The 21,696-nt window shown below is 43.2% G+C and carries 23 protein-coding genes and 2 pseudogenes; 18 read left to right on the forward strand and 7 right to left on the reverse strand.

What is annotated here, in order from left to right; genetic code table 11:
* Positions 1–64 precede the first annotated feature (64 nt).
* The 6 genes from AB4517_RS09730 to AB4517_RS09755 all read left to right on the forward strand — a co-directional run bounded on the left by AB4517_RS09730 (position 65) and on the right by AB4517_RS09755 (position 4,955).
* Entirely contained in the window at positions 65–622 is a 558-nt protein-coding gene (locus AB4517_RS09730; RefSeq protein WP_372122026.1) for a DUF1439 domain-containing protein, read from the forward strand.
* Between the two features lie 226 nt (positions 623–848).
* Positions 849–2,411, forward strand: coding sequence for a glutamate synthase-related protein (locus AB4517_RS09735; RefSeq protein ID WP_372148270.1), 1,563 nt, complete (start codon positions 849–851; stop codon positions 2,409–2,411).
* Positions 2,412–2,736: 325 nt separating this feature from the next.
* Positions 2,737–3,258, forward strand: a complete 522-nt coding sequence (locus tag AB4517_RS09740; RefSeq protein ID WP_017062187.1) for an NADPH-dependent FMN reductase — start codon at positions 2,737–2,739, stop codon at positions 3,256–3,258.
* A 164-nt stretch (positions 3,259–3,422) separates the two neighbouring features.
* Positions 3,423–3,872 (forward strand): redox-sensitive transcriptional activator SoxR, encoded by a 450-nt coding sequence (soxR, locus tag AB4517_RS09745; protein ID WP_136974201.1) that lies wholly within the window; start codon positions 3,423–3,425, stop codon positions 3,870–3,872.
* Between the two features lie 146 nt (positions 3,873–4,018).
* Complete coding sequence (locus AB4517_RS09750; RefSeq protein ID WP_372122029.1) at positions 4,019–4,399, forward strand: VOC family protein; 381 nt, start codon at positions 4,019–4,021, stop codon at positions 4,397–4,399.
* Between the two features lie 136 nt (positions 4,400–4,535).
* On the forward strand, positions 4,536–4,955 hold the full coding sequence (locus tag AB4517_RS09755; protein ID WP_017071826.1) for a globin: 420 nt from the start codon (positions 4,536–4,538) through the stop codon (positions 4,953–4,955).
* A 111-nt stretch (positions 4,956–5,066) separates the two neighbouring features.
* Here AB4517_RS09755 and AB4517_RS09760 read toward each other — a convergent pair.
* Positions 5,067–5,318 (reverse strand): annotated as a pseudogene (locus tag AB4517_RS09760) (DUF481 domain-containing protein); the annotation flags it as partial.
* On the opposite strand from AB4517_RS09760, the pseudogene AB4517_RS09765 reads away from it, so the two are divergent.
* A pseudogene (locus AB4517_RS09765) lies at positions 5,314–6,123 on the forward strand (sulfatase-like hydrolase/transferase); the annotation flags it as partial. The pseudogenes AB4517_RS09760 and AB4517_RS09765 sit on opposite strands and share 5 nt — an antisense overlap.
* Before the next feature lie 112 nt (positions 6,124–6,235).
* Here AB4517_RS09765 and AB4517_RS09770 read toward each other — a convergent pair.
* Positions 6,236–6,721 carry an Lrp/AsnC family transcriptional regulator gene (locus AB4517_RS09770; RefSeq protein WP_102320540.1) on the reverse strand — a complete coding sequence of 162 codons (486 nt, stop codon included), beginning with the start codon at positions 6,719–6,721 and terminating at the stop codon, positions 6,236–6,238.
* A 122-nt stretch (positions 6,722–6,843) separates the two neighbouring features.
* On the opposite strand from AB4517_RS09770, the gene AB4517_RS09775 reads away from it, so the two are divergent.
* Positions 6,844–7,443, forward strand: coding sequence for a LysE family translocator (locus AB4517_RS09775; RefSeq protein WP_017065259.1), 600 nt, complete (start codon positions 6,844–6,846; stop codon positions 7,441–7,443).
* 137 nt (positions 7,444–7,580) lie between these two features.
* On the opposite strand, the gene ahpF is transcribed toward AB4517_RS09775, so the two are convergent.
* Both ahpF and ahpC read right to left on the reverse strand, forming a co-directional pair.
* On the reverse strand, positions 7,581–9,173 hold the full coding sequence (gene ahpF / locus AB4517_RS09780) for an alkyl hydroperoxide reductase subunit F (protein WP_372148271.1): 1,593 nt from the start codon (positions 9,171–9,173) through the stop codon (positions 7,581–7,583).
* Between the two features lie 198 nt (positions 9,174–9,371).
* Entirely contained in the window at positions 9,372–9,929 is a 558-nt protein-coding gene (ahpC, locus tag AB4517_RS09785; protein ID WP_016798107.1) for an alkyl hydroperoxide reductase subunit C, read from the reverse strand.
* A 430-nt stretch (positions 9,930–10,359) separates the two neighbouring features.
* Here ahpC and AB4517_RS09790 point away from each other — a divergent pair, with 430 nt between their 5' ends.
* From AB4517_RS09790 to AB4517_RS09805, 4 genes are all read left to right on the forward strand, one after another.
* Entirely contained in the window at positions 10,360–10,851 is a 492-nt protein-coding gene (locus tag AB4517_RS09790) for a VOC family protein (RefSeq protein WP_017062683.1), read from the forward strand.
* A gap of 303 nt (positions 10,852–11,154) precedes the next feature.
* Positions 11,155–12,531, forward strand: coding sequence for a uracil-xanthine permease family protein (locus AB4517_RS09795; protein ID WP_017071678.1), 1,377 nt, complete (start codon positions 11,155–11,157; stop codon positions 12,529–12,531).
* Between the two features lie 379 nt (positions 12,532–12,910).
* Positions 12,911–13,336 carry a septal ring lytic transglycosylase RlpA family protein gene (locus AB4517_RS09800; RefSeq protein WP_372057411.1) on the forward strand — a complete coding sequence of 142 codons (426 nt, stop codon included), beginning with the start codon at positions 12,911–12,913 and terminating at the stop codon, positions 13,334–13,336.
* A 442-nt stretch (positions 13,337–13,778) separates the two neighbouring features.
* Positions 13,779–14,792 (forward strand): manganese-dependent inorganic pyrophosphatase, encoded by a 1,014-nt coding sequence (locus AB4517_RS09805; protein WP_372148272.1) that lies wholly within the window; start codon positions 13,779–13,781, stop codon positions 14,790–14,792.
* A 148-nt stretch (positions 14,793–14,940) separates the two neighbouring features.
* Here AB4517_RS09805 and AB4517_RS09810 read toward each other — a convergent pair whose 3' ends face one another.
* The 3 genes from AB4517_RS09810 to AB4517_RS09820 form a co-directional block, all read right to left on the reverse strand.
* A complete protein-coding gene (locus tag AB4517_RS09810) occupies positions 14,941–15,606 on the reverse strand; it encodes a hypothetical protein (protein WP_133146319.1) in 666 nt (221 codons plus the stop codon).
* A gap of 21 nt (positions 15,607–15,627) precedes the next feature.
* Entirely contained in the window at positions 15,628–16,284 is a 657-nt protein-coding gene (locus tag AB4517_RS09815; protein ID WP_198599634.1) for a hypothetical protein, read from the reverse strand.
* Positions 16,285–16,423: 139 nt separating this feature from the next.
* Entirely contained in the window at positions 16,424–17,047 is a 624-nt protein-coding gene (locus tag AB4517_RS09820; RefSeq protein ID WP_102353898.1) for a hypothetical protein, read from the reverse strand.
* Between the two features lie 641 nt (positions 17,048–17,688).
* On the opposite strand from AB4517_RS09820, the gene AB4517_RS09825 reads away from it, so the two are divergent.
* From AB4517_RS09825 to AB4517_RS09850, 6 genes are all read left to right on the forward strand, one after another.
* Positions 17,689–18,189, forward strand: coding sequence for a hypothetical protein (locus AB4517_RS09825; protein WP_102353899.1), 501 nt, complete (start codon positions 17,689–17,691; stop codon positions 18,187–18,189).
* 123 nt (positions 18,190–18,312) lie between these two features.
* Positions 18,313–19,134, forward strand: a complete 822-nt coding sequence (locus AB4517_RS09830) for an AraC family transcriptional regulator (RefSeq protein WP_198591244.1) — start codon at positions 18,313–18,315, stop codon at positions 19,132–19,134.
* A 137-nt stretch (positions 19,135–19,271) separates the two neighbouring features.
* Positions 19,272–20,072, forward strand: a complete 801-nt coding sequence (locus AB4517_RS09835) for an SDR family oxidoreductase (RefSeq protein ID WP_102353901.1) — start codon at positions 19,272–19,274, stop codon at positions 20,070–20,072.
* Positions 20,073–20,114: 42 nt separating this feature from the next.
* Complete coding sequence (locus AB4517_RS09840) at positions 20,115–20,426, forward strand: EthD family reductase (protein ID WP_102353902.1); 312 nt, start codon at positions 20,115–20,117, stop codon at positions 20,424–20,426.
* 122 nt (positions 20,427–20,548) lie between these two features.
* The gene (locus AB4517_RS09845) at positions 20,549–21,193 is read left to right on the forward strand and encodes a DsbA family oxidoreductase (protein ID WP_102353904.1); all 645 of its coding nucleotides are present in this window, start codon (positions 20,549–20,551) and stop codon (positions 21,191–21,193) included.
* Positions 21,194–21,257: 64 nt separating this feature from the next.
* The coding region (locus AB4517_RS09850; protein ID WP_102353903.1) for a YiiD C-terminal domain-containing protein at positions 21,258–21,696 on the forward strand (439 nt) is incomplete at its 3' end.

The raw sequence follows: 21,696 nt of genomic DNA on the forward strand, positions 1-21,696 counted from the left end.
TTTATTTATTGATGAGCACACAGTAAACTCCGCGCTAATCACTAACGATAAAGAGCTGATATTGATGATAATTAACGTAGCAAAAAAGTTCATTTTAGCAGCGTCTGCGCTAGTTCTAGGTGGTTGTGTCAGCTACAGCGTTACTGAACAAGAAATGACGAACTACCTGCAAGATTCGGTGATGTTAGAACAAGAAGTCGGTGTGCAAAACGTTATGTATGCGCAAGTGGCGGTTGATGACTTAGCGGTGCAAATTGGTCGAGCTGATGCCGAGCGTGTGTCTGTTCTGGCGAATACCAATGCAAAGATTCAAGTGTTTAACATGCCAAACATGGGGCTAGATCTGGATATCGAATTCAGCGCGATTCCCGAATACGACAAAGAGAGTGGTGAGGTCTACTTAAAGTCTCTGCGTCTAGAACGCTTTGAGGAAAAGGGAAAGCAGCTTTCTCCTGAGATAGAGAAGTTACTTAAGCCTGCCGTTTCTATGATTGGCTTTGCTTTGTCTCAGTCACCGGTTTACAAATTGGACAGCAACAAGGTTCAAGAGTCATTGATCAAGTCATCGGAACCTAATCTAGTGATTAAAGACAACAAGTTAGTCATCGAGTTATTTGATTAACCCTTCCCGTTTAGCTGACACTCAGATTTAAAACACAATGGCTGCCGATTTGGTGGCCATTTTTGTTCGTGTTGAATCAGCAAGATTTCTGTTTTGAGGCTGTCCATTAAGCTTGTTTTCTATGGTTCATTTATTGAATTCGCTGGGTATCTCACCTTTACTTTACTCTTGTGAGCAAGTCATCGCTTCAGTCATCAAATCATAAAAAAGAAAAGGTGAACGAACTATGAAGAGTCCAGTAATCGCGGATACCAAGCCAATCAAAGTGGAGCTAACTGAAGGGGAAGAGTATTACTTCTGTACCTGTGGTAAATCGAAAAACCAACCGTTTTGTGACGGTTCTCATGCCGGTACGGGGTTCAAACCGAAAAGCTTTGTCGCCGAAGAGAGCGGAGACGCCAACCTTTGTCGCTGTAAGTATTCCAACAACCTTCCTTTCTGCGATGGCACTCATAAACAGTTCACAGCGGAACAAGTTGGGCAAGAAGGCCCGGAGGTTCACATTCAAGCGGCTGCGCCAGATTTGTCGCCAGCTGCGAGCGCAACCAAAGAAGAACCTACCGTCGAGTTTATTCATCAACTGGCGCGTGATGGTTTATCCAAGGTTGGACATCATGGGCCAATGACCTCCATGGGCGTTCCAAGACATCTATTGCCTCACTGGGACGATATTCAAGTGATGGTCGCGCAAATGGCCACCAAGCCTTTGCTGGAGAATATGCCCGTTGGAACTGAACTGATTATTGGCCCCAAAGCGAAGAAGCCACTCAAATTGGACATCTCTTTGTTTGTGTCTGATATGAGCTTTGGCTCGCTATCTGAAGAAGCAAAAGTCTCATTGGCGAAAGGTGCCGAACTCGCAGGGACGGGTATCTGCTCCGGTGAGGGCGGTATGTTACCCGAAGAGCAAGCGGCGAACTCTCGCTACTTTTATGAATTAGCCAGTGCTCAGTTTGGTTACGATGAAGCTAAGCTCAAAAACGTTCAAGCCTTCCACTTTAAAGGCGGGCAGGGTGCCAAAACCGGAACGGGCGGGCACTTACCGGGCGCGAAGAACATAGGCAAGATCGCGGAGGTGCGTGGCATTGAAGCGGGCACGGCAGCGATTTCTCCACCCACCTTTGTCGACCTTAACACGGTCGAGGATTTTAAAAAGTTCGCCGACCGTGTTCGAGAGGTGACAGGCGGTATCCCGATTGGCTTTAAGTTAAGTGCCAATCACATCGAAGAAGACATTCAGTTCGCGCTTGATGCCAGTGCCGATTACATCATCTTAGATGGGCGTGGTGGCGGTACAGGGGCGGCGCCAGAAATGTTCCGTGACCATATCAGTGTTCCCACTATTCCAGCACTCGCTCGCGCTAGAGCGTATCTCGATAAACAAGGGGTCAGTGACAGAGTCACATTGATCATCACGGGCGGCTTGCGCGTGCCGATGGATTTCGTAAAAGCGATGGCGCTTGGTGCTGATGGTGTCGCTATCTCAAACAGTGCCATGCAGTCGATAGGTTGTGTGGCGGCGAGAATGTGTAACACCAATAATTGCCCTGCTGGTATTGCAACTCAAAAAGCCGATTTACGTCAGCGTTTGAATGTCGAGAAAGCATCGAACCAGCTTAAGAACTTCTTTGAAGCCTCGACAGAATTAATGCAAGTGATGGCGAGGGCATGTGGGCATGATCATTTGAATCAATTTAACCCTCATGATTTGGCAACATGGAATCGCGAAATGGCCGAGCTATCCGGTGTCGCTTACTCTGGTGTCTGTCCATTAAATCACTTTAAGTAAATAATACTTCGATAAAGCACACTCAATGTATTTTGGGTGTGCTGACTTTTTCCTGTGTAATGCCAACCTATGTTAAACCTTTCATAATCAACTGCTTTATAAGTGTTTTTAAACTATTTCCTATATTTTGAAAATATCGCTTTACCTCAAGTTAACTTGAGGTTTTATCATCATCCCCAATCTAAAAACACAATCTATCACCTTGTCGCCTAGTGCAGGTTTTGATGTTATCAAACAGACGTTACGAATCTTCAGTTATGAATTTTGAGCTCCGTAATTGAAGTCATGAGTGCAAAAAGGTGAGAAAAATGAACAAGGATCAACAATGAAAGTATTAGCGATTGGCGCGACCAACAGTACAACATCAATTAATCAACAACTTGCAGCGTACACCGCAGGTTTAGTCGAAGGCGCGCAAGTCGAGGTGCTCGACCTTAATGATTTCGAGATGCCAATTTACAGCGAGAAAAGAGAGCAAGATTCAGGTGTTCATCAACACGCTCAACGCTTTTTTAGCAAGATTGGCGAAGCAGATGCTGTGGTCATCTCTTTTGCAGAGTATAACGGCTCATACACCGCAGCCTTTAAGAATGTGTTTGATTGGACATCACGAATCGACATGAAAGTGTACCAAGGCAAACCTGTTGTGATGCTCTCCACATCACCAGGCCCAGGCGGCGCAAACTCTGTGTTGTCGTCTGCGGTAAATTCGGCACCTTACTTTGATGCAGATGTGAAGGGGTCGATGTCGGTGCCAAGTTTCTACGACAACTTTAATGTAGAAACGGGTGAGATCATCAATGCCGAAATGGCCGAGAGCCTGAAATCGATCATGAGTCAGATTTAGAGAGCGAGAACACCACAATAAAACAAAGCAGCCATGTTCACGATTGCTTTTCATTGCGCCCGTTGTCAAAGTTTAAGGACATTAATTGGTTAAGGTAACAATAGGTCGCTACTCTAAAGTTAAAGTAAGCTTTAAATATTTATGATCTCAAGGATAGTGTCGTAATGAGAAACATCGTATACCTCACCATAGGCCAGTTGGCTGAGCGCAGTGGCGTGGCTCCTTCGGCGTTACGTTTTTACGAAACCAAGGGGTTGATTGCTTCGATTCGTACTAACGGAAATCAGCGCCGTTATCAGTCGGCGATGTTGAGACGAATTGCGTTGATCCAAGTCGCGCAGTCGATAGGCTTCACGCTGGAAGAGATCACCGAAGAATTATCGACACTGCCGATGAACCATACCGCGACTAAGCGAGATTGGGAGCGCGTTGCTAAGAAGTGGCAGGGGCAACTCGACAGTAAAATGGCGCAGATTAAATCGCTACAAGAGAACTTAACCGGCTGTATCGGTTGCGGATGCTTGAGTATGCAAAAGTGCAACTTGCTAAATCCTGATGATATCTTGCATGACCAAGGGCAGGGCGCACAACGAATTGTTGAACAGACTAGCTGAGTTCCCGAAAGGCATGGAACAGCGAACTAAGTTTCAGGTGTTTGCTCAATGGGTTAAGCAACAGTTGTGACCGAATAGCGTGCCTAGACAAACACGAATTATAGGTCTAGTTTAGATGGTTCTTTCAATAAAAGAAGAGGTTAGTTATGTTCAGCCATGTTTTTCTCGGTACCGATGATATTGAACGCGCGAAGGCTTTTTATGACCCAATCATGAAAGTGCTTGGTTATAGCGAAGGCTCTGTTGATCCCAAAGGGCGCTGTGTTTACGTTAGCCAAACGGGTGTGTTGGGCTTAACGAAGCCGATTGATGGTCAGCCTGCGACTCACGGCAACGGCATGACGGTGGGTTTTCTTGCGCCTTCTCCTGAAGTTGTAGATGAGTGGCATCGAGTTGGCGTCGAAAATGGCGGTACCAGCATTGAAAATGGCCCCGGAGCGAGAGGTTCTGACGAGCGTCGCTTGTACATGGCTTATTTGCGAGATCCTGATGGAAACAAGATTTGTGCAACGCACTTTATGCCGTAGTTTACGTTATGCCATCGTTCATTTTATGCCACAGTGGCGTATACTTAGATCATATTGATGGTTCGGAGTTGGCTAAGTTGCGGCTCTGGACTTGTTAGCTTCCCGATAACTCAAAATTTTGCAAAGGACTGGCTAGATGAAACCGAACGAACTGTTTTATGAAAGTTTTGAGCGCTGCCGGATTGACCAAGAATTTCTCGAAACGTTTTTGGCTGATTTTTGCGAGCATAACCCAAGGTTTTCAGAACGTTTTGAAAATATAGGGTTAGAGCAACAAACCAAGATGCTTAAAGCCTCGATCATTCTTATCTATAACTCTGCGGGTCTACCAAGCGTGCGTAACTCAGTAAAGAAATTGGGTAAAAGGCATAAAGACCTAGGGCTGGATATTTCCGAGATTGAGCTCAACGAGTGGTTCAATTCGTTACTCAATACAGTTAAAAAATATGACCCTCACTACGATGAAAGCGTCGAACAAGCTTGGACAGAAACTCTCGAGGCCGGCTTAACTATCATGAAGAAAGAGTGCGTAGTTCCAAACACTGTGAATAACTAGGTCGTTGATGGGTAGTTTTGCTTGTTCGTTAGTTAAAACCGGCATTAACTCTTGAAAGATTGACATTGTCAGGTAAGCCTAACGATATCAGGCTTACCTCTTATTGTTTGACTAGAAATGAGCAGCCCAACCAATCAGGAACCCTTGCGATGCGGTATCGTATTCAAAGGTCCCCTTGTTTTCGTAATCAACCCAGGTCGATTTGTAGGCAACATTTAAGTCAGACCAACTGTTTATCTGGTATCGCACGCCAGTTAACAGAGATGAGGTAAAGTTGGTGTCACTACCAAGCCCTGCATCAATGGTTGCGTGAAACTTCCAATCCTTATTGATCTGCGTTATCCATCTCACACCTATTTGGTACTGTCCATCACGCGGTCACGTTTGGACGCACCTGTCACCTGAATACGAAGCGATGCTCGGTCAAAACGGTTGGGGACTCCAAGAAGTGGTCATGAAAGATCTTGATGATCACGTCGGTGAGATGATGGCGAAGATGGAAGAACTCGGTATTGCTGACAACACCATCATCATTTTCACTGCCGATAACGGCCCAGAGATCATGACTTGGCCAGATGGCGGTATGACACCTTATCACGGTGAGAAAGGCACAACTTGGGAAGGTGGCGTAAGAGCCCCTGCATTGGTTAGCTGGCCGGGTAAAATCCCAGCGGGTACTGTAGGCAATGGCATCTTTGATGGTATGGATTGGTTACCCACTCTTGTCGCTGCGGCTGGTGGTCCAACGGATCTAAAAGAAAAACTGCTGAAAGGTCACGATGGCTTTAAAGCGCACCTTGATGGTTACAACCAAGTGGATATGCTGACCGAGAAAGGCGAGTCAAACCGTAAAGAGATCTACTACTACGAACGAGACAAGCTGCAAGCGGTTCGTGTTGGTGATTGGAAGGCGCATTTCATCGTGCAAAACCACGGTTGGAGTGGCCCTAAAGAAGAGCTAAACGCACCATTGCTGTTTAACTTACGTCGTGACCCATACGAGCGAGCGGCGGAAGAGTCGGGCATGTACCTAAAATGGATGGGACAAAAAATGTGGGCATTTGGCCCGGCTCAAGCGGCGGTACAGCAACACCTAGCGACCTTCAAAGAGTGGCCACCTAAGACGCCAGAAACTCAGCCAGACAATACCGGTGGTGTGGGGAATTAGCGTACACTCACTTCCAGAACCTAAATAAACAAAGCTCAGCCCCTAAGTTTTAGAAACCTAGGGTGTTGGGCTTTTGTTTTGCTAAAAGAAAAAGGCTATCAGAAGAAGTGAACTAGTCCTCAAGAGGAAGCTGATAGCTGTTTTTCAACTCTTTTACTGAGATGTTCGACTGAATCGCACTCACGCCTTTGACTCTTCTGATCGAGCTAATACGCTCAAAGTACTCTTCCAAATCTTTCGCCAACACTTGCACCATGTAATCGGCGCCGCCTGCAATGCAGTGACACATTGGAATCCAATCGGTTACCGCGACAAACTCTTCGAACGGTTCTGTGTTTTCAACTTCATGATTGCCCAAGGTTACAAGTGTAAAACCAGCCACATGAAAGCCTAATTTTTTACGATTCAGCTTAGCGGCGTAACCATCGATATAGCCAGTTTCTTCCATGCGTTTCCAACGACGCCAGCATGGGGTTTCGCTGAGGTTGACCTTCTCTGCGAGCTTACTGTTGCTCATGCGTCCGTCTTGTTGGATATGCTCTAAGATGGCGATATCTGTGTCATCTAACACTTCTTTGGTGGATTCTTTCTGTTTCATGGCTATTTTAGAAAAGTCTTGCTCAAATTTGGATTAATATTAGCCTATATAGCAATTTAATTCCTAGTCGAATCTGTAAACTCTCTCCCTATAAATACTTTACTTATTAGGAGTGAGAGGAAATGAGCTCTCAATTAATGCTGGCGTTCTTGCTATTTTCAACATCAATTGCAATTACCCCTGGGGCTGGCAATATCGCATTACTTGGGATTTCAAGTCGTTATGGATTTGCTGCGACTTTACCTTTTATCTCTGGGAACGCTGTTGGCATCATCATCGTATTGGCGGGTTCTAGTGTCGGTTTGGTGAGCCTATTTACCCTTTACCCAGAGCTATACAGCATTTTGAAATACGCGGGTGCGGCTTATTTGCTGTTCATGGCGTGGTCGATTGCGAACATGCAGATCGAAGAAAGCACCACCGACAATCGTTCAGGTTTCATGTCTGGTGTGCTGGTGCAGGTGTTAAACCCTAAAGGTTGGATAGCGTCATTAACCGTGTTTTCACAGTTCATTACTCCGAATGCCGATTACTTGATTCAAGTCGTGACCATTATCGCGGGCATGGTGATTACTGGTGTGCCGTGCATGTTGGTGTGGGCGTATTGCGGCACCATGCTTAAAAAGTTGCTGCAATCACCAAAACAGATGATGTTTGTGAACCGTTGCTTGGGTGGAAGCTTAGCGATGGTGGTTGCCTTCATGCTTTATCAACCTGCATAAATCACAAAGAAAAAAAACCACTCCTAAATCCATAGGAGTGGCGTCTAAATGTCGACTAAGTCGTTAACAGTAAAGAATTAAGTTAACAAATATTTAAGGAACTTGAGTTAAAAGCTTTAAGCTTTTCAGTGTAAAGGTTAAGCGGTTTCAGCCTCTTTAACTGGAGCTGAGTTACGGATTAGGTGGTCAAATGCACCTAAGCTTGCTTTCGCACCTTCACCCATCGCAATGATGATCTGTTTGTAAGGTACGGTTGTCACGTCACCCGCTGCGAACACACCTTTCATAGATGTTGCGCCATGAGCGTTAATTTCAATTTCACCGCGTGGTGAAAGCTCTACCTTTGAACCCTTCAACCATTCGCTGTTTGGCATCAGGCCGATTTGAACAAAGATACCTGCGAGTTCAATCTGTTTCAGCTCATCGGTGTTGCGGTCTTTGTATTCCAGACCGGTTACACGGTTGCCATCACCAATCACTTGCGTTGTTTGTGCCATCTTGATGATTTCGATGTTTGGTGTTGCGTTCGCTTTGTCGATAAGCACTTGGTCGGCACGCAATGTGTCTGCAAATTCAAGTACGGTTACGTGTTCAACGATACCCGCTAAATCAATTGCCGCTTCGATGCCTGAGTTACCACCACCAATAACCGCTGTTTTCTTACCTTTGAATAAAGGACCGTCACAGTGTGGGCAGTAAGCGACGCCTTTATTGCGGTACTCTTGCTCACCCGGAACGTTCATTTCACGCCAGCGAGCACCGGTACTTGTGATAACCGTGCGAGCTCGTAGTGTTGCGCCGCTCTCTAGCTCAACGTGGATGTAGCCGTCTTCAGTGTCTTCTGCTGCAATGATGTTTGCAGCGCGCTGCTCAGTCATCACTTCAACACCGTACTCTTTTACGTGCTCTTCAAGGCTTGCCACTAATTTAGGGCCAGTTGTCGCTTTTACTGAGATAAAGTTCTCAATCGCCATGGTATCCATCACTTGGCCACCGAACCGGTCAGCAACCACACCAGTGCGAATGCCTTTACGAGCAGCATAGATAGCGGCTGAAGAACCTGCTGGGCCACCGCCGACAACCAATACATCAAACGGTGCTTGTTCGTTTAGGTTAGCTGCTTTCTTTTCTGCAGCGCCTGAATCAACTTTGTTGAGAATTTCAGCCAGTGACATACGTCCTTGACCAAATAGCTCACCGTTAATAAACACGCTTGGCACTGCCATGATGTCGCGAGACTTCACTTCGTCTTGGAATGCTGCGCCGTCGATCATGGTTGTCTTAACCAGAGGGTTAATCGCCGACATCATGTTGAATGCCTGAACCACTTCTGGACAGTTTTGGCACGATAGTGAGATAAAAATCTCTACATTAAGCTCTTGATCGAGTTCTTTAATTTGCTCGATTACGTCCGCTTCAAGCTTGATAGGGTGACCACCACTATGAAGCAGTGCAAGTACCAATGATGTGAACTCGTGGCCCATTGGCAAACCTGCAAAACCGATCGCTGTGCCTTTCTCTTGGTTCACGACCTGCATAATTGGGCGGCGAGTGCTTGCGCTATCATCTCGAACTACTTCAATTTTGTGGGTGAGAGAGGCGATATCATTCGCCAGATCTTGAAGTTTGTTCGCGGTGTCGCTGTCATCCAGGCTAAGGACTAACTGAACATTGGTTTTTAGGTTTTCTAGGTATGCTTTTAGCTGCTGCTTCATTGCTTGATCTAACATAATCGTGCCTGCTCTTAAATTCTGTGTCTTGGTATTGACCAATACCTTCTTGCTGAAAAAGGAAAATAAAAAGGGGGCGCAAGTCGGCAAATATTGTGGTGTTGATGTTTTGAAAGGGTGGCGCGCGACTGCCCTTTAGGAGGGGGGCCGAAGCGCGCCTGTAGAACCGTTTAGCTATTCTTGTTAGCTAGGCTTAGATTAAATCTTGCCTACTAGGTCTAGAGATGGAGCTAGAGTCTCTTCGCCTTCTTTCCATTTAGCTGGGCAAACTTCACCTGGGTTAGCGGCTACGTATTGTGCTGCTTTAACCTTGCGTAGTAGGTCTTCTGCGTCACGGCCGATGCCTTCAGCTGTGATTTCCATTGCTTGGATAACGCCTTCAGGGTCGATTAGGAACGTTGCACGGTCTGCAAGGCCTTGACCTTCACGCATAACGTTGAAGTTATTTGTGATGTTGCCAGTTTGGTCGCCTACCATGAAGTATTCGATAGTGCCGATTTTGTCAGAAGTATCGTGCCATGCTTTGTGAGAGAAGTGAGTGTCAGTTGATACTGAGTAAACTTCTACGCCGCGAGATTGAAGCTCTGCGTATTTGTCTTGTAGGTCAACTAGCTCAGTTGGACATACAAATGTGAAGTCTGCTGGGTAGAAGAAGAATACAGCCCACTTGCCTTTAACGTCTTGCTCAGTGATTTCTACGAATTCGCCGTTTTTGAATGCTGTTGCGTTGAATGGTTTGATTTCTGTGTTGATCATGATTTGACTCTCTTTCTAATTTGTAGTGTTTAACGCTATCCCGCGTCGATGTAGATATATTGCATTGCCACCGAAAATTAGTGAAATCGGACATTTCTATAGATTCAATAGGCGAATCCTATCTTTGAAAGGAAAGGACTATCGGTAAAAGCTATCAACAAAAACTATTAACAAAAGCCATCAAACATCAGCCCCCCCAATTTGAGTAGCTATGCTTTTTAGGTTGCTCTCTATTTAGGTAAGGGGAAGTACGGTTTCTTTACGCGAGTTGAGTTGTTATACCAAATTGTAAATAACAAAAAATTATCATTAATATAATTTATGATAATTTCAGTTAATCGTCGCATCTCCATATACTCTCTCCATCGAAACGAAACACCGAAGCTAATCTTCGGAAAGCACAGAATTAAAAACGAATTTGGAGCAAGTTATGAAAATGAATCACGTAGGCATCATGGTAGGCGACATGGACCAAGCAGTAGAGTTTTACACTAAGGCTCTGGGTCTAAGAATCGTAATGAACAACACTAAGGTTATGGAAGAGCGCGAATCAGCAATCGGCCGTATGTGTATCGCAGTATTTGGTGAAGGCTTCAAAGGCTTCAACATTGCACACCTAGTCACATCAGATGGTATCGGTGTTGAGATGTTCGAAATGGTTGACCGTGAAGATCGTCATAAGGTTGATTTCTCTCGCCTAGGCATCTTCCACTTCTGTCTACAGCTTCCAAAAGAGCAGTTTCATTCAGCGATTAAACGTGTTGAAGAGTTTGGCGGTAAGGTCCGTATGGACATCATGCGTTACCACCCAGAAGACGAACTAAAACAAGCACAAATGGTTTACCTAGAAGACCCGTTTGGCAACCTGTTCGAATTCTACTCGCACACATACGAAGACACTTACGCGACTGACTACGAGTAATAGTGTTATCTACCTGTCATAAGGTAGAAAACCGAAACACCCCCTAAAGAGGATTGGTAGAGATACCAATCCTTTTTTTGTGTCTGCGATATTGAGTGGAAGGTTACGGATAAACCTGGTCAAAGGAGTGCTTTGTGCTCTTCGTTGCACTAAAACAAGCCGACAGTGTTGCTCTATAGTGCAGCACTGGCTAAAGATGAAACTTAACTGATTGATAAGTATGATGTTAAACCATTGGCATATATGTTGCTCTATTGTCTTTATGTAAATTGTATACAATAAAAAATACATAAAGGAAGTCACATGGAACAGAACAGTGAATTGATCTACGGATTAGACGATCGACCATCAGTCAGAGCTGCCAGTTACGCAGCGTTGCAGCATGTATTAGCCAGTTTCGTTGGTATTATCACGCCCACACTCATTATTGGCGGTGTGCTTGGGTTGGGTGAGCACATTCCTTATCTGATCAGCATGGCACTCATGGTGTCTGGGGTCGGTACCTTCATTCAAGCGAGAAAAATAGGGCCAGTTGGCGCAGGGATGATCTGTGTCCAAGGAACCAGCTTTGCGTTCTTGGGATCTGTATTAGGTGCGGGCTTCCTTGTTAAAGCGAATGGCGGTGGGCCGGATGAAATGCTCGCCACCATTTTTGGCGTTTGTTTCTTCGGTGCGTTTGTAGAAATTGTCCTATCGCGTTTTATCGAAAAGTTGAAAGTGGTGATCACCCCAGTTGTAACCGGAATCGTTATCACCACAATTGGCATCTCTTTGATTAAAGTTGGCGTCACAGATATTGCTGGTGGCGTTGGTGCCGAAGATTTTGGCTCTGGAAGCAATCTGATGTTGGGTGCCATCGTCCTCGGAACCATAGTCGTGCTTAACCTGAGTAACAATAATATGGTTAGGCTGTCGTCGATTTTAGTTGGGTTGGTAGTTGGCTGGGGCGTTGCCATTTTGATGGGTAAAGCGTCTATGGTTTCTTTTGCTTCTCAACCGCTATTGAGTATTCCTGTCCCATTTAAATATGGCTTCGCTTTTGATTGGCAAGCCTTCCTGCCTATCGCTTTTATTTACTTGATTACCGTTATTGAAACGACGGGCGACCTTACCGCCAACAGTATGTTCTCAGGGCAGCCAGTTAAGGGGCCGAAATACATCAATCGACTCAAGGCTGGCGTGCTAGGTGACGGTGTGAACTCGCTTATCGCAGCAGTATTCAATACTTTTCCAAATACGACCTTCAGCCAGAACAATGGTGTGATTCATTTTACGGGGATCGCGAGTCGCTACATCGGCTACTTCATTGCCGCGATTCTTTTTCTGTTAGGGTTATTTCCCATCTTAGGTGCGGTTTTAATGACGATTCCAAAGCCAGTATTGGGCGGGGCGACATTAGTGATGTTCGGTACGGTTGCTGCGGCGGGCATCAAAATCATCGCCAATGAAAAACTGGATCGCCGCAGAATTATGACGATTGCCATCTCATTAGGTTTAGGGCTTGGGGTGATGCTAGTGCCGGATTTATTGAAAGAAGCGCCCAAGCTAGTGCAAAGCATATTTGGCTCACCTGTAACCATGTCTGGTATTGCCGCGCTTGTGACTACCGGGTTGATGTCTTTGGTGCCTGAAACAAAAGCCAAGCAGATTTCGAACGTCGTACAGACCAGTAAAGCGTAACTTATACAGCCGAGAAGAAGCGTAGGTGACTGATTACGGACAATTGCGTTATCTACCTACCATAGGCAGAAAAACGAAACATCCCATAGAGAGGATTGGTAGAGATACCAATCCTTTTTTGTATTTGGATGTTTGGCTGAGTGACTTATCTACATGAAGTGATTAAGAAATATACAGATTTAAGACGTTGTTAAAGTTGACGTTTTGAAGATAAAACCTTTCATGAATATGACTGAAGCGAGCGTGCTTCATGAAAACATTGCGGAATCACACTAGTGATAGCCTTCGCTGAGAACTCATAATACTCAGTTCAATACTGCTGAACCGCACTACAATGAAAATAGATAAACATTACATGAAGAAGATCTACTGAAATAGCATGAAAAAACTAAACCTTATCTTTGCCGCTTTTCTTATTACTTTGCTTGCCGGATGCTCGTCACATGCGGCCGTCGATACTTCAAAAACAAAGGGCTATGCCAATTCACATGCGCTTGTGGGAGTGGCTTCTTGGTATGGCGATAAGTTCCATGGAAGGCTCACAGCAAGCGGTGAGACGTATAATATGAATGCGAATACTGCGGCTCATAAAACCTTGCCATTCGGCACTATCGTGAGGGTGACCAATACAACTAATAACAAGTCTGTTGATGTGAAAATTAATGATCGAGGCCCTTATGTAAAAGGCCGAGTGATTGACCTTTCCCACAAAGCATTTTCTCAAATTGGTGACGTTAAGAAAGGCGTAGTAAAAGTCAAAATTGAGATCATTGATGACAGTAACACCTTTCGATACAAGCACTAGAATCCCCTCATAACCTTCCCTTGGTTGACATCTACGATCCCTTACCAGCAACGGGAAGGGGAGGAAAAAAACCTCGATCTCGATGATTGAATAGCATATTTATGCTTACTCGATAAGGCTGCTTTTGCAGCCTTTTTTGTGCCTTTCGATAATCCATTTTTAATAAGATTATCTTATTTTCAGTATGTGGGTTGATGATGTTATGTGGTCAATAAATCAGTGTCTTAGCTTTCTTATCATTAGGGTTCATTGAAATTCATTGTGAAATAATGAAAAGCTAACCTAATCCAAGTTGAGCTTTGGTGTGATTAACAGTGAAAGCCTAAGGGCAATTACATTTAGTTACTTACTGAAGTAAAACTGAAATATTAGTTACACGGTTCTGAAATTTTTGGTGTTTAGCTTATGGGCTTCTATATCGCATTTAAATAAGGAAATACCCGTGAAGCTAACCCCTGTCGTGGCAGCCGTAATTATGTCTTTCAGTTCAGCAAGTTTTGCTTTTAGCTTGCAACAATCTGCCAATGAAAACAGTGAAGATCTCGTATGGACAGGGCACCTAAGCCCAGACAGCGACACGGTAATGTCTGCGATGCTCGCGGCTCCTATTTATGGTGGTACGGCGACAGTGCCTGAGCCGATTAATCCTGAATCGACGTTTATCTTGAACTACTGTAATGCAGAATCTCCACGTGTAGAGACAGATTACTCTTCATACCGAGTGGGGCTGGTTGACTTCAACCAAGTGACTCAATTAGCACCAACTATTGATCAAGCATCCATTGTGGCAGTGGTCGATCATCATGCGATTGGTGGCTCTCCAATTAACACCCCGCAGATTGTCGAGATGGATATCCGAGGTTGGGGTTCAGCTGCAACTATACTGGCTGACAATGCTGAAAAGCTCGATGTGACATTACCTAAACACCTCGCTTGTGTTGGCTTGGGTGCGATTCTTTCTGACACAGTGGTATTCCAATCAACAACTACAACAGATCATGATCGTGAATACGCAGAGAAGCTGGCGAAGGTTGCAGGCATTTCAGATATCGAAGACTTCGGTCAACAGATGTTGGTTGCTAAGTCAGATCTTAGCCACCTTTCATCTGAAACCATTCTGACGCTGGATTACAAAAACTTTAAGTACGGTGGCAAACAGGTGGGTATCGGTGTTGCTGAAACACTAATGGCTCAACAACTGATTGACCGTAAAGACGATCTTCTAGCAGCTATGAAAGCCTACAAAGAAGAGAACGGGCTAGACTATCTGTTCTTCTCTATCACAGACACCAAGAACAAAGAAGCAAACTTATTGTGGGTGGATGAAAGCGACTATCAAGTCATCAAATCGGCTTTCAACGCTGAACCAACAAGTGACATGCTGACTTTGGAAGGTGTCACTTCACGTAAGCGCCAGATTGGCCCTGCGGTTCAAAAGGCAATTGAGAGCTTGTAAGTAGAAAGAGAGTTTGGAGGGGATTGGTAGAAATACCAATCCCTTTTTTAATTATTGGGCGTCTAAATGGGATTTGGACAGAAATGGTTTAGATCAAACGCACTAAACCATTAAATGAAGATTAGAAAAAGTATCCTGAACTGAAGCCTTAGACACTAATTATGTGTGATTTTAGGTAAGGGCGGATTCTTTCAAATAAGTCTTCATCGCTAACTTCATGCAAGGACAGTGCTAAAAAGTGGACCTTACCCTCTATCAATTGGTAAACCATCCATTCTCCAGTTTTGTTACGTTCACCCCATTCGAAAGACTTCAATAATTCTGAATGTACAAACATAGCAATATGGTCATTCCTCTCTGGGGAACTTTCTTCTAGATTTTGTATTGCCTGATAGATCGATTTATCGTTCGGATACTCGTCTTCGAGATAGCGCTTGAAGTTAAAGATTACTTCGAAGTTCAAGCTATGGTGAACGTGGTATAAATTCCAGCCGACCAAAGGGGAACCCTCACCTTTAAAAGGTTTATAGCTAGGTTTATTTTCCTCAACTCTTCTCATGCGCTCTAGCAGCTCAGTGTAGATATAAGGATAACATTTGCCTTGAAGTTCTAAGAATTTGTGGCTGTGAACCATAGCTAACTGATGAACCATTAACTCAGAAAAAGTAGACTCTGGGCAATAGTAGGTCAAAGATTCACGCACATTGTTATATGCACCTTGAACCTTTAAGGCATCTACATCCACTTGGGAAAGATGATAGATTGCATCTAGATGGGATACCGAATTGACAATTAAATCTCTGAATTTATTCATAATAAAAAACATAAAGCGATTTCACAGCGGCTCTATGTTCCTAATTCGCTCTACATTTATAGGTGTTCCGTAGGAATTAAAAAAGGTATTCGCTGAAGAACCGGACTCAAGTTCGGATTCACCATCTTCGATAAGCTTTAAGAAAAACAATGCCCTCGAAACTTCACCACCTTTTGGCTTAGCTGTGAATGATACGATAAAGGGATTTGTAATGTCTCGAAAGCGTTGAACCAGCTGCTCATAGTTTTCACCCAATAGGCTACCAGCAATATCCTCAACCATTTCAGGTGTGTGAGTATAGCTATGATTGGATCCCGGAGCCTCAATTGCCACACATCTGATTAGGAAAGCAAATGGTCCCTCATCATTGACAAACCCTTTTCCAGCAATAGATTCACAAAAAGGGTTTTTTCCTTTTTTTTCCAACCCCGAGGATAATGATATTAATCGAGAGTATAGCGTATCTCTAACTTTGCTCTTAGTCAGTATCCCATGGCTATAAAATAATGATTCATCCTCGACACGAGTTCCGTGAAACCAGAGAACTTCCATGTCATCATCAGGTTCTCCGAATTGCTGGCGAATATAAGAATCAACATTTTTCTCTAACGTGTAGTAGTCAATTTTTCTGTCATTTTCAACACTATCTAAGGCTGCTAAAAGGGCTTCCTCTGTCACATGAAATATCTCACACAGTGACTTCTTTGCTGACTCGTACGATGAGCAATCCAATATCATTGACAGACTCCTTTTGTGGTAAAGACTGAAAATATCAAGCGTCAAAAATTACGCCTAACTACCTGTAATGTGGTAATTTTTAGAATAAGATATTTTGCATATTTATAATACCCGAAACTTCCTTGTAAAACGGTCTGTCGTTCTTATCACACAGTTCGATAAACGCTTTGTAGGTGGTACTTTTAGTGAAAAGAAGTGTTACGTCCTCAATAGCAAACTCAAAGTCACCTTTCACTCTCCACTCTCGCTCATGTGTCCAATCAATGATGAAATCTGGATTTGATAGATCAAAGTTAACAATACGCCACCACTCAGACTCTGGTAAATACTTCTTAGCGTCTGCTGTTTTATCGTAGATTACTGGACGACCGCCGCTTTTATATATTTTTTGTTTAGGAAACATGAAACCACAAGGATGGTACCTTGTTTTTGATGTGTGACCACTAGCCCTAAGCTTTTGCTCAAACCAAGTGTTTTGACAAACAGAGCTTAAAGGAGCATCTTGGAAGCACACAGCCGTATCTTTACCAACAATAAAGCCTTGCTCTGTAGTGCTACCTTTTAGGGTTTGTTCAGTCAATATATTGAACATTAGTTCAGCAACAGCTGCATTGTCTGTAGCTCTTGTTAAATGAACTAATCCCGTGGATAAATCCGAACGCTCTGAATAACGATTGCGCCAATCTTCAAATTTATACGACATGTTTCCCTCATCACATAATGCTATTAGGCGGCTAATAGCCGCTTGTAATTCTCACATAATGCCGTCATTCATTTATCTCTTCAATGTATAATCAATAGGTTAGTGACATTGTTAGAGAATTAACTGTTCAGAGATGCATAATTTCTAGATGTGTTTAATTCGGATAACTTTTGGTAAGGCAAAGGCGCATTAACAGGATGTGACTGAGAAAAAGCACTAACCAAATAAGAGGCAGATCTGAGCTAGCTGGCACTTTTTAGAAAAGTGCCATGAGTAAAACTTCAGGTCTATGAAGCCTCTGGACAAAAGTGAGTTTGGCTTGTATGGCAAAATCTACCCATCATAAAGTTTTTCATCTCCCAAACAGCAGAAAGGCACCACTTCAGGTAATGCCGCTCGTAAACGAAACCGGACAATAGATTGGACAATAGCTTCCATCTCTGGTCCTCGGTGTCAGATTCACTTTATGCAAAGTATTGTCAATCAAGATAAACTCAATGCGTTATTTTCAATAACCTACAATCAATGACAAACTCAAGAAACATTGGACTAATCTGCCCAGTTTTTGACCTTATTTGACAAGTGCCAATGCACAACTTATTACTATTATCTCGTCCATCTAATCAATGATGGAAATCGTAATGAAAACAATATCAATCAATTCAAAAAATTTAGCCCGTGCAACCTTCGTATGGCTCGCGATATTTACCGTTTATGAAATTGTAGACAGCCTTATGTGGATGACACAGACTTCTACAATGTTTTTAGCTCACCCTGCATTAGGAAAATTTTCCGGTTATGATGCAGCTATGATGGGAGACGGTTCACTACAACGTTTACCAATAATTGTTGGAAAATGGATTGGTATGGCGAAGTTTTTTTTAACCGGAGCGCTACTTACCGTGCTCATTTTTGGTAATAATAAAGCAAGAGGATTTCTGTTTGCGTGGAATTTTATATGTCTGATGATTATGAGTGCCGCACTGTACCCAACACTTGATCATATTGCAGTGCAGTACCCTGAAGACTTCTCTAATGGTTTTTCAAAAATGTGGACACTTGAGACCTTGGTTGGTGTGTTTAGTGGTATTTTTTGCGTAGTTGCGATTGCTTCAGAAGTTCTTGCTCAGCAGGAAAAATAACAACATTAAAAATACCCATCATTACTTTAGTTACAAGATGAATCTATTAGTCAGTAAGCCGAGTGAGTAGATATCTTTAATCTGCTTTATCCTAATCGTAGTGTTATGAACGGTGCCTTAAAAATGAAAACAATCAAATATAATGGACTTGTTGTTTTTCAAAAACAAGATATCCCCAGTTTCAAGCGTATGCCGCGTGTGTTTGTAGACAGTGAAGCCTGTTTTGCGTTTGTTACGAATGGTAATTTTAACGTCAGGGAGCAGACAGAGTCCGCTTCATTGAACAAAAACTGTGGAGTTCTGGCAAAATGCACCAACTACTTTTATGAAAATACCAGCTACCATAATGATGAAGGTGTAGGTGAAGCGATTGGCATCTTGCTTTACCCTGAAATATTTCAGTCACTGTTTAACTTTGATATTAGCCAGTCAAACTACAGGGTTGATTATAATATTATGCAGGTTGAAGTGGATAGATTGCTTGAGCACTATCGCGACAGCATTAGCATATTGCTAGACTCTCCAGAGTTGGCGGATGATTTACTTATCGAGAGTAAGCTACGCGAATTTGTCATTCTTATGGCGAAAAGAACCAATGCCCCGTCTGAACTCGATTTTCTTGCTTCCATGTTTAAACCTAATTTTGCCAAATTTGAAGATATTATCCAAAGTAATCTGTATGCGGATCTGAGTGTGAATGAGTTGGCGGCATTGTGTCATATGAGTATTTCAACCTTTAAACGAAAGTTTAAAGAGGTGTATTCAGAAACACCAATGAAATACATTACCAAATTAAAGATCAACAAAGCTAAGGTATTATTGAAAAATAATACTTTACGTATCTCTGACATTGTTTTTGAAACGGGTTTCGAGTCTATTTCTACCTTTAACCGTACCTTTAAAGCTCAAACAGGTCTATCTCCTTCCGAATTTCGTTTAGCTTGACACCTCGTACTTACTCTTCGTACTCAGAATGGTTCGCTTGAGCTAATCTGAGCAATATTTGAACTTTTTTGAAGAGTCTGTCTCCTCCATATTCCATATAGTTACCCCATCAGAAAAACTGAGAAAGGTAACGAATTATGGGTATAAGCTTCAAAGAAAAGTATGGTGAATGGGCACTTATCACAGGGGCAACGTCTGGCATCGGTGCCGAAATGGCCAGCCAGATTGCGGCGAAAGGATTGAATGTTGTTTTGGTTGCTCGTCGAGAAAAAGAACTTGAAGAGCACGCTACTTTGCTTGCGGAACGCTACGGAGTTAAAACAATGATCGTTTCAGCAGATTTAGGTACCGCTGAAGGCGTTGAAAAAGTGAAGCAAGTGAAGCAAGCGATAGGCTTACTGGTACTTGCAGCAGGCATTGAAGTGAATGGCGCATTTGCTAAGTCATCGATAGACAAAGAATTACAGATGGTACAACTTAACGTGACCTCTGTATTACAACTTACTCACCACTTTACACCAGCGATGGTCGAAAGAAAAAGTGGTGGCATTCTAATGATATCAAGTCTTTCTGGTCATATGGTTTCCCCATACTTTTCAAATTATGCAGGTACCAAAGCCTATGTTCTTCAGCTGGGGGCATCTCTTCATGGCGAGCTTAAGCCCAAGGGTATTGATGTAACCGTTCTTTCTCCGGGGCTAACTAGCACTCCGATGACTGCGGACAATGGTGTTGATTGGACCAAATTACCGATGGTTGCAAAGGACCCTGCGGAAGTAGCAGAAATTGCTATCAAAGGTCTAGGTAAAAAAGCGGTTGTGGTTCCCGGTAAACGAAATCGAATGACTGCTATTCTTTCTGGAATAATTCCTCACCAAAAGCAGGCCACGATGGGTGAGTCAATGATTGGCAAAGCAATGCCTAAGGACAAAATGTAAAACTCAACTACTTAAAACTTAACTTAAAGAAAAGGTAAAACAATGATTAAAGCATACGTACTGTACCCAAATAAAGATGATGTTATTTTTGATTTTGATTACTACTGCAACAAACATGTTCCTATGATCGGAGAGCTGTTGGGAGAGGCCGTAAAAGGGGCAACTGTCGATGCAGGGGTTGCCAGTGTAGTTCCCGGCGAAGCTGCGCCATATGTGGCAATCAGTACCATTTCATTTGAATCTTTAGAGTCATTTCAAACTGCTTTTGGCCCAAATGCAGAAAAGATAAAAACCGATGTTCCAAACTTTACTAATACCGCTCCGACAATCCAGCTTTGCGAGCAAAAAATATAAACCGTCAGTTTTCAAATGTGAAAATAAGCAGGATACGAATAGCCAATAAATTTGGGTTCTGCTTAAAGTTATTTTGGTAAAAAAAATCAAAGGCGAAAGTCATGGGAGTATTGGGAATAAATATGAGCAAGAAGATCAAATTAGATATTGTCTCAGATGTGGTTTGTCCTTGGTGCATTATCGGTTATAAGCGTTTAGATGCCGCCATAAAAGAGCTTGGTATGGAAGATAACATTGAGATTGAGTGGCAACCGTTTCAGCTAAATCCAGATATGCCACCTGAAGGTGAAGACTTACGTGCCCACCTCAAAAGAAAGTACGGCACCACACTGGAAGATAGTATTCGTTTCAGAAAAGAGATGGCAGAGCTTGGAGAAGAAGTTGGATTTAAATTTGACTACTTTGACGGACTAAAAGCTGTAAATACGCTTGATGCTCATATTCTTCTAGAATACGCAAAAAGTGTAGGTAAGCAAACCGAGCTTAAAAATAGATTATTTGCTTCGTTTTACAGCGAGCAAAAAGATATATCCAACAAAAGTATCCTCGAACAAGAGCTGCAAAGTGTTGGTCTCAATGTTGACGACGCAATGGCATGTCTTGATGACGATATTCTGCGAAATCATGTCCGAGCGCAGGAACAACAATGGAAACATACGGGTATATCAGGAGTTCCAACGATTGTATTCAATCGTGAGAGTGCTATATCTGGAGCCCAATCAGTGGATACGTATAAGCAAGTATTAACTGAATTAGCTAAGGCGTAATTACTGCATCCCACACAATCGAAATTTTACACTATTTTGGCGTTCTGAAAAGGTAACGGTCTATATGAAAAATAGAGAACTTGAAGCCTACCTTCATCTTCATATTCCAGTCTCAAAGTCTCTCGGTATCGGTGTGAATATTTGTAGCGACAAAAATATCGAGCTTAACGCACCATTGAAAATAAACATCAACCACATGAATACGGTGTTTGGTGGCAGCTTATCTGTTGTCGGTATTCTAGCTGGCTGGTCTTTAGTTCATGCCCAGTTGGAGGGGGAGAAACATCAAATAGTAATTCAAGAAAATAACATTCGATACCTGAAACCCGCCAACGGTGATGTTCGTGTTGTATGTATATATGACAACCATACAATGTGGTCTCGGTTTCATCGTGCGTTTCAACGTAAAGGCAAAGGACGTGTTCAAATAGCCTGCAACCTATTTTGTGCTGATGAGTTGGTTGCTACTTTTGAGGGTGTATATGTCGTTTTTAATAAAGAGT

Origin of the sequence: Vibrio sp. 10N.222.52.C3 (assembly GCF_041474195.1) — a bacterium.
Lineage (GTDB): Bacteria > Pseudomonadota > Gammaproteobacteria > Enterobacterales > Vibrionaceae > Vibrio > Vibrio crassostreae_C.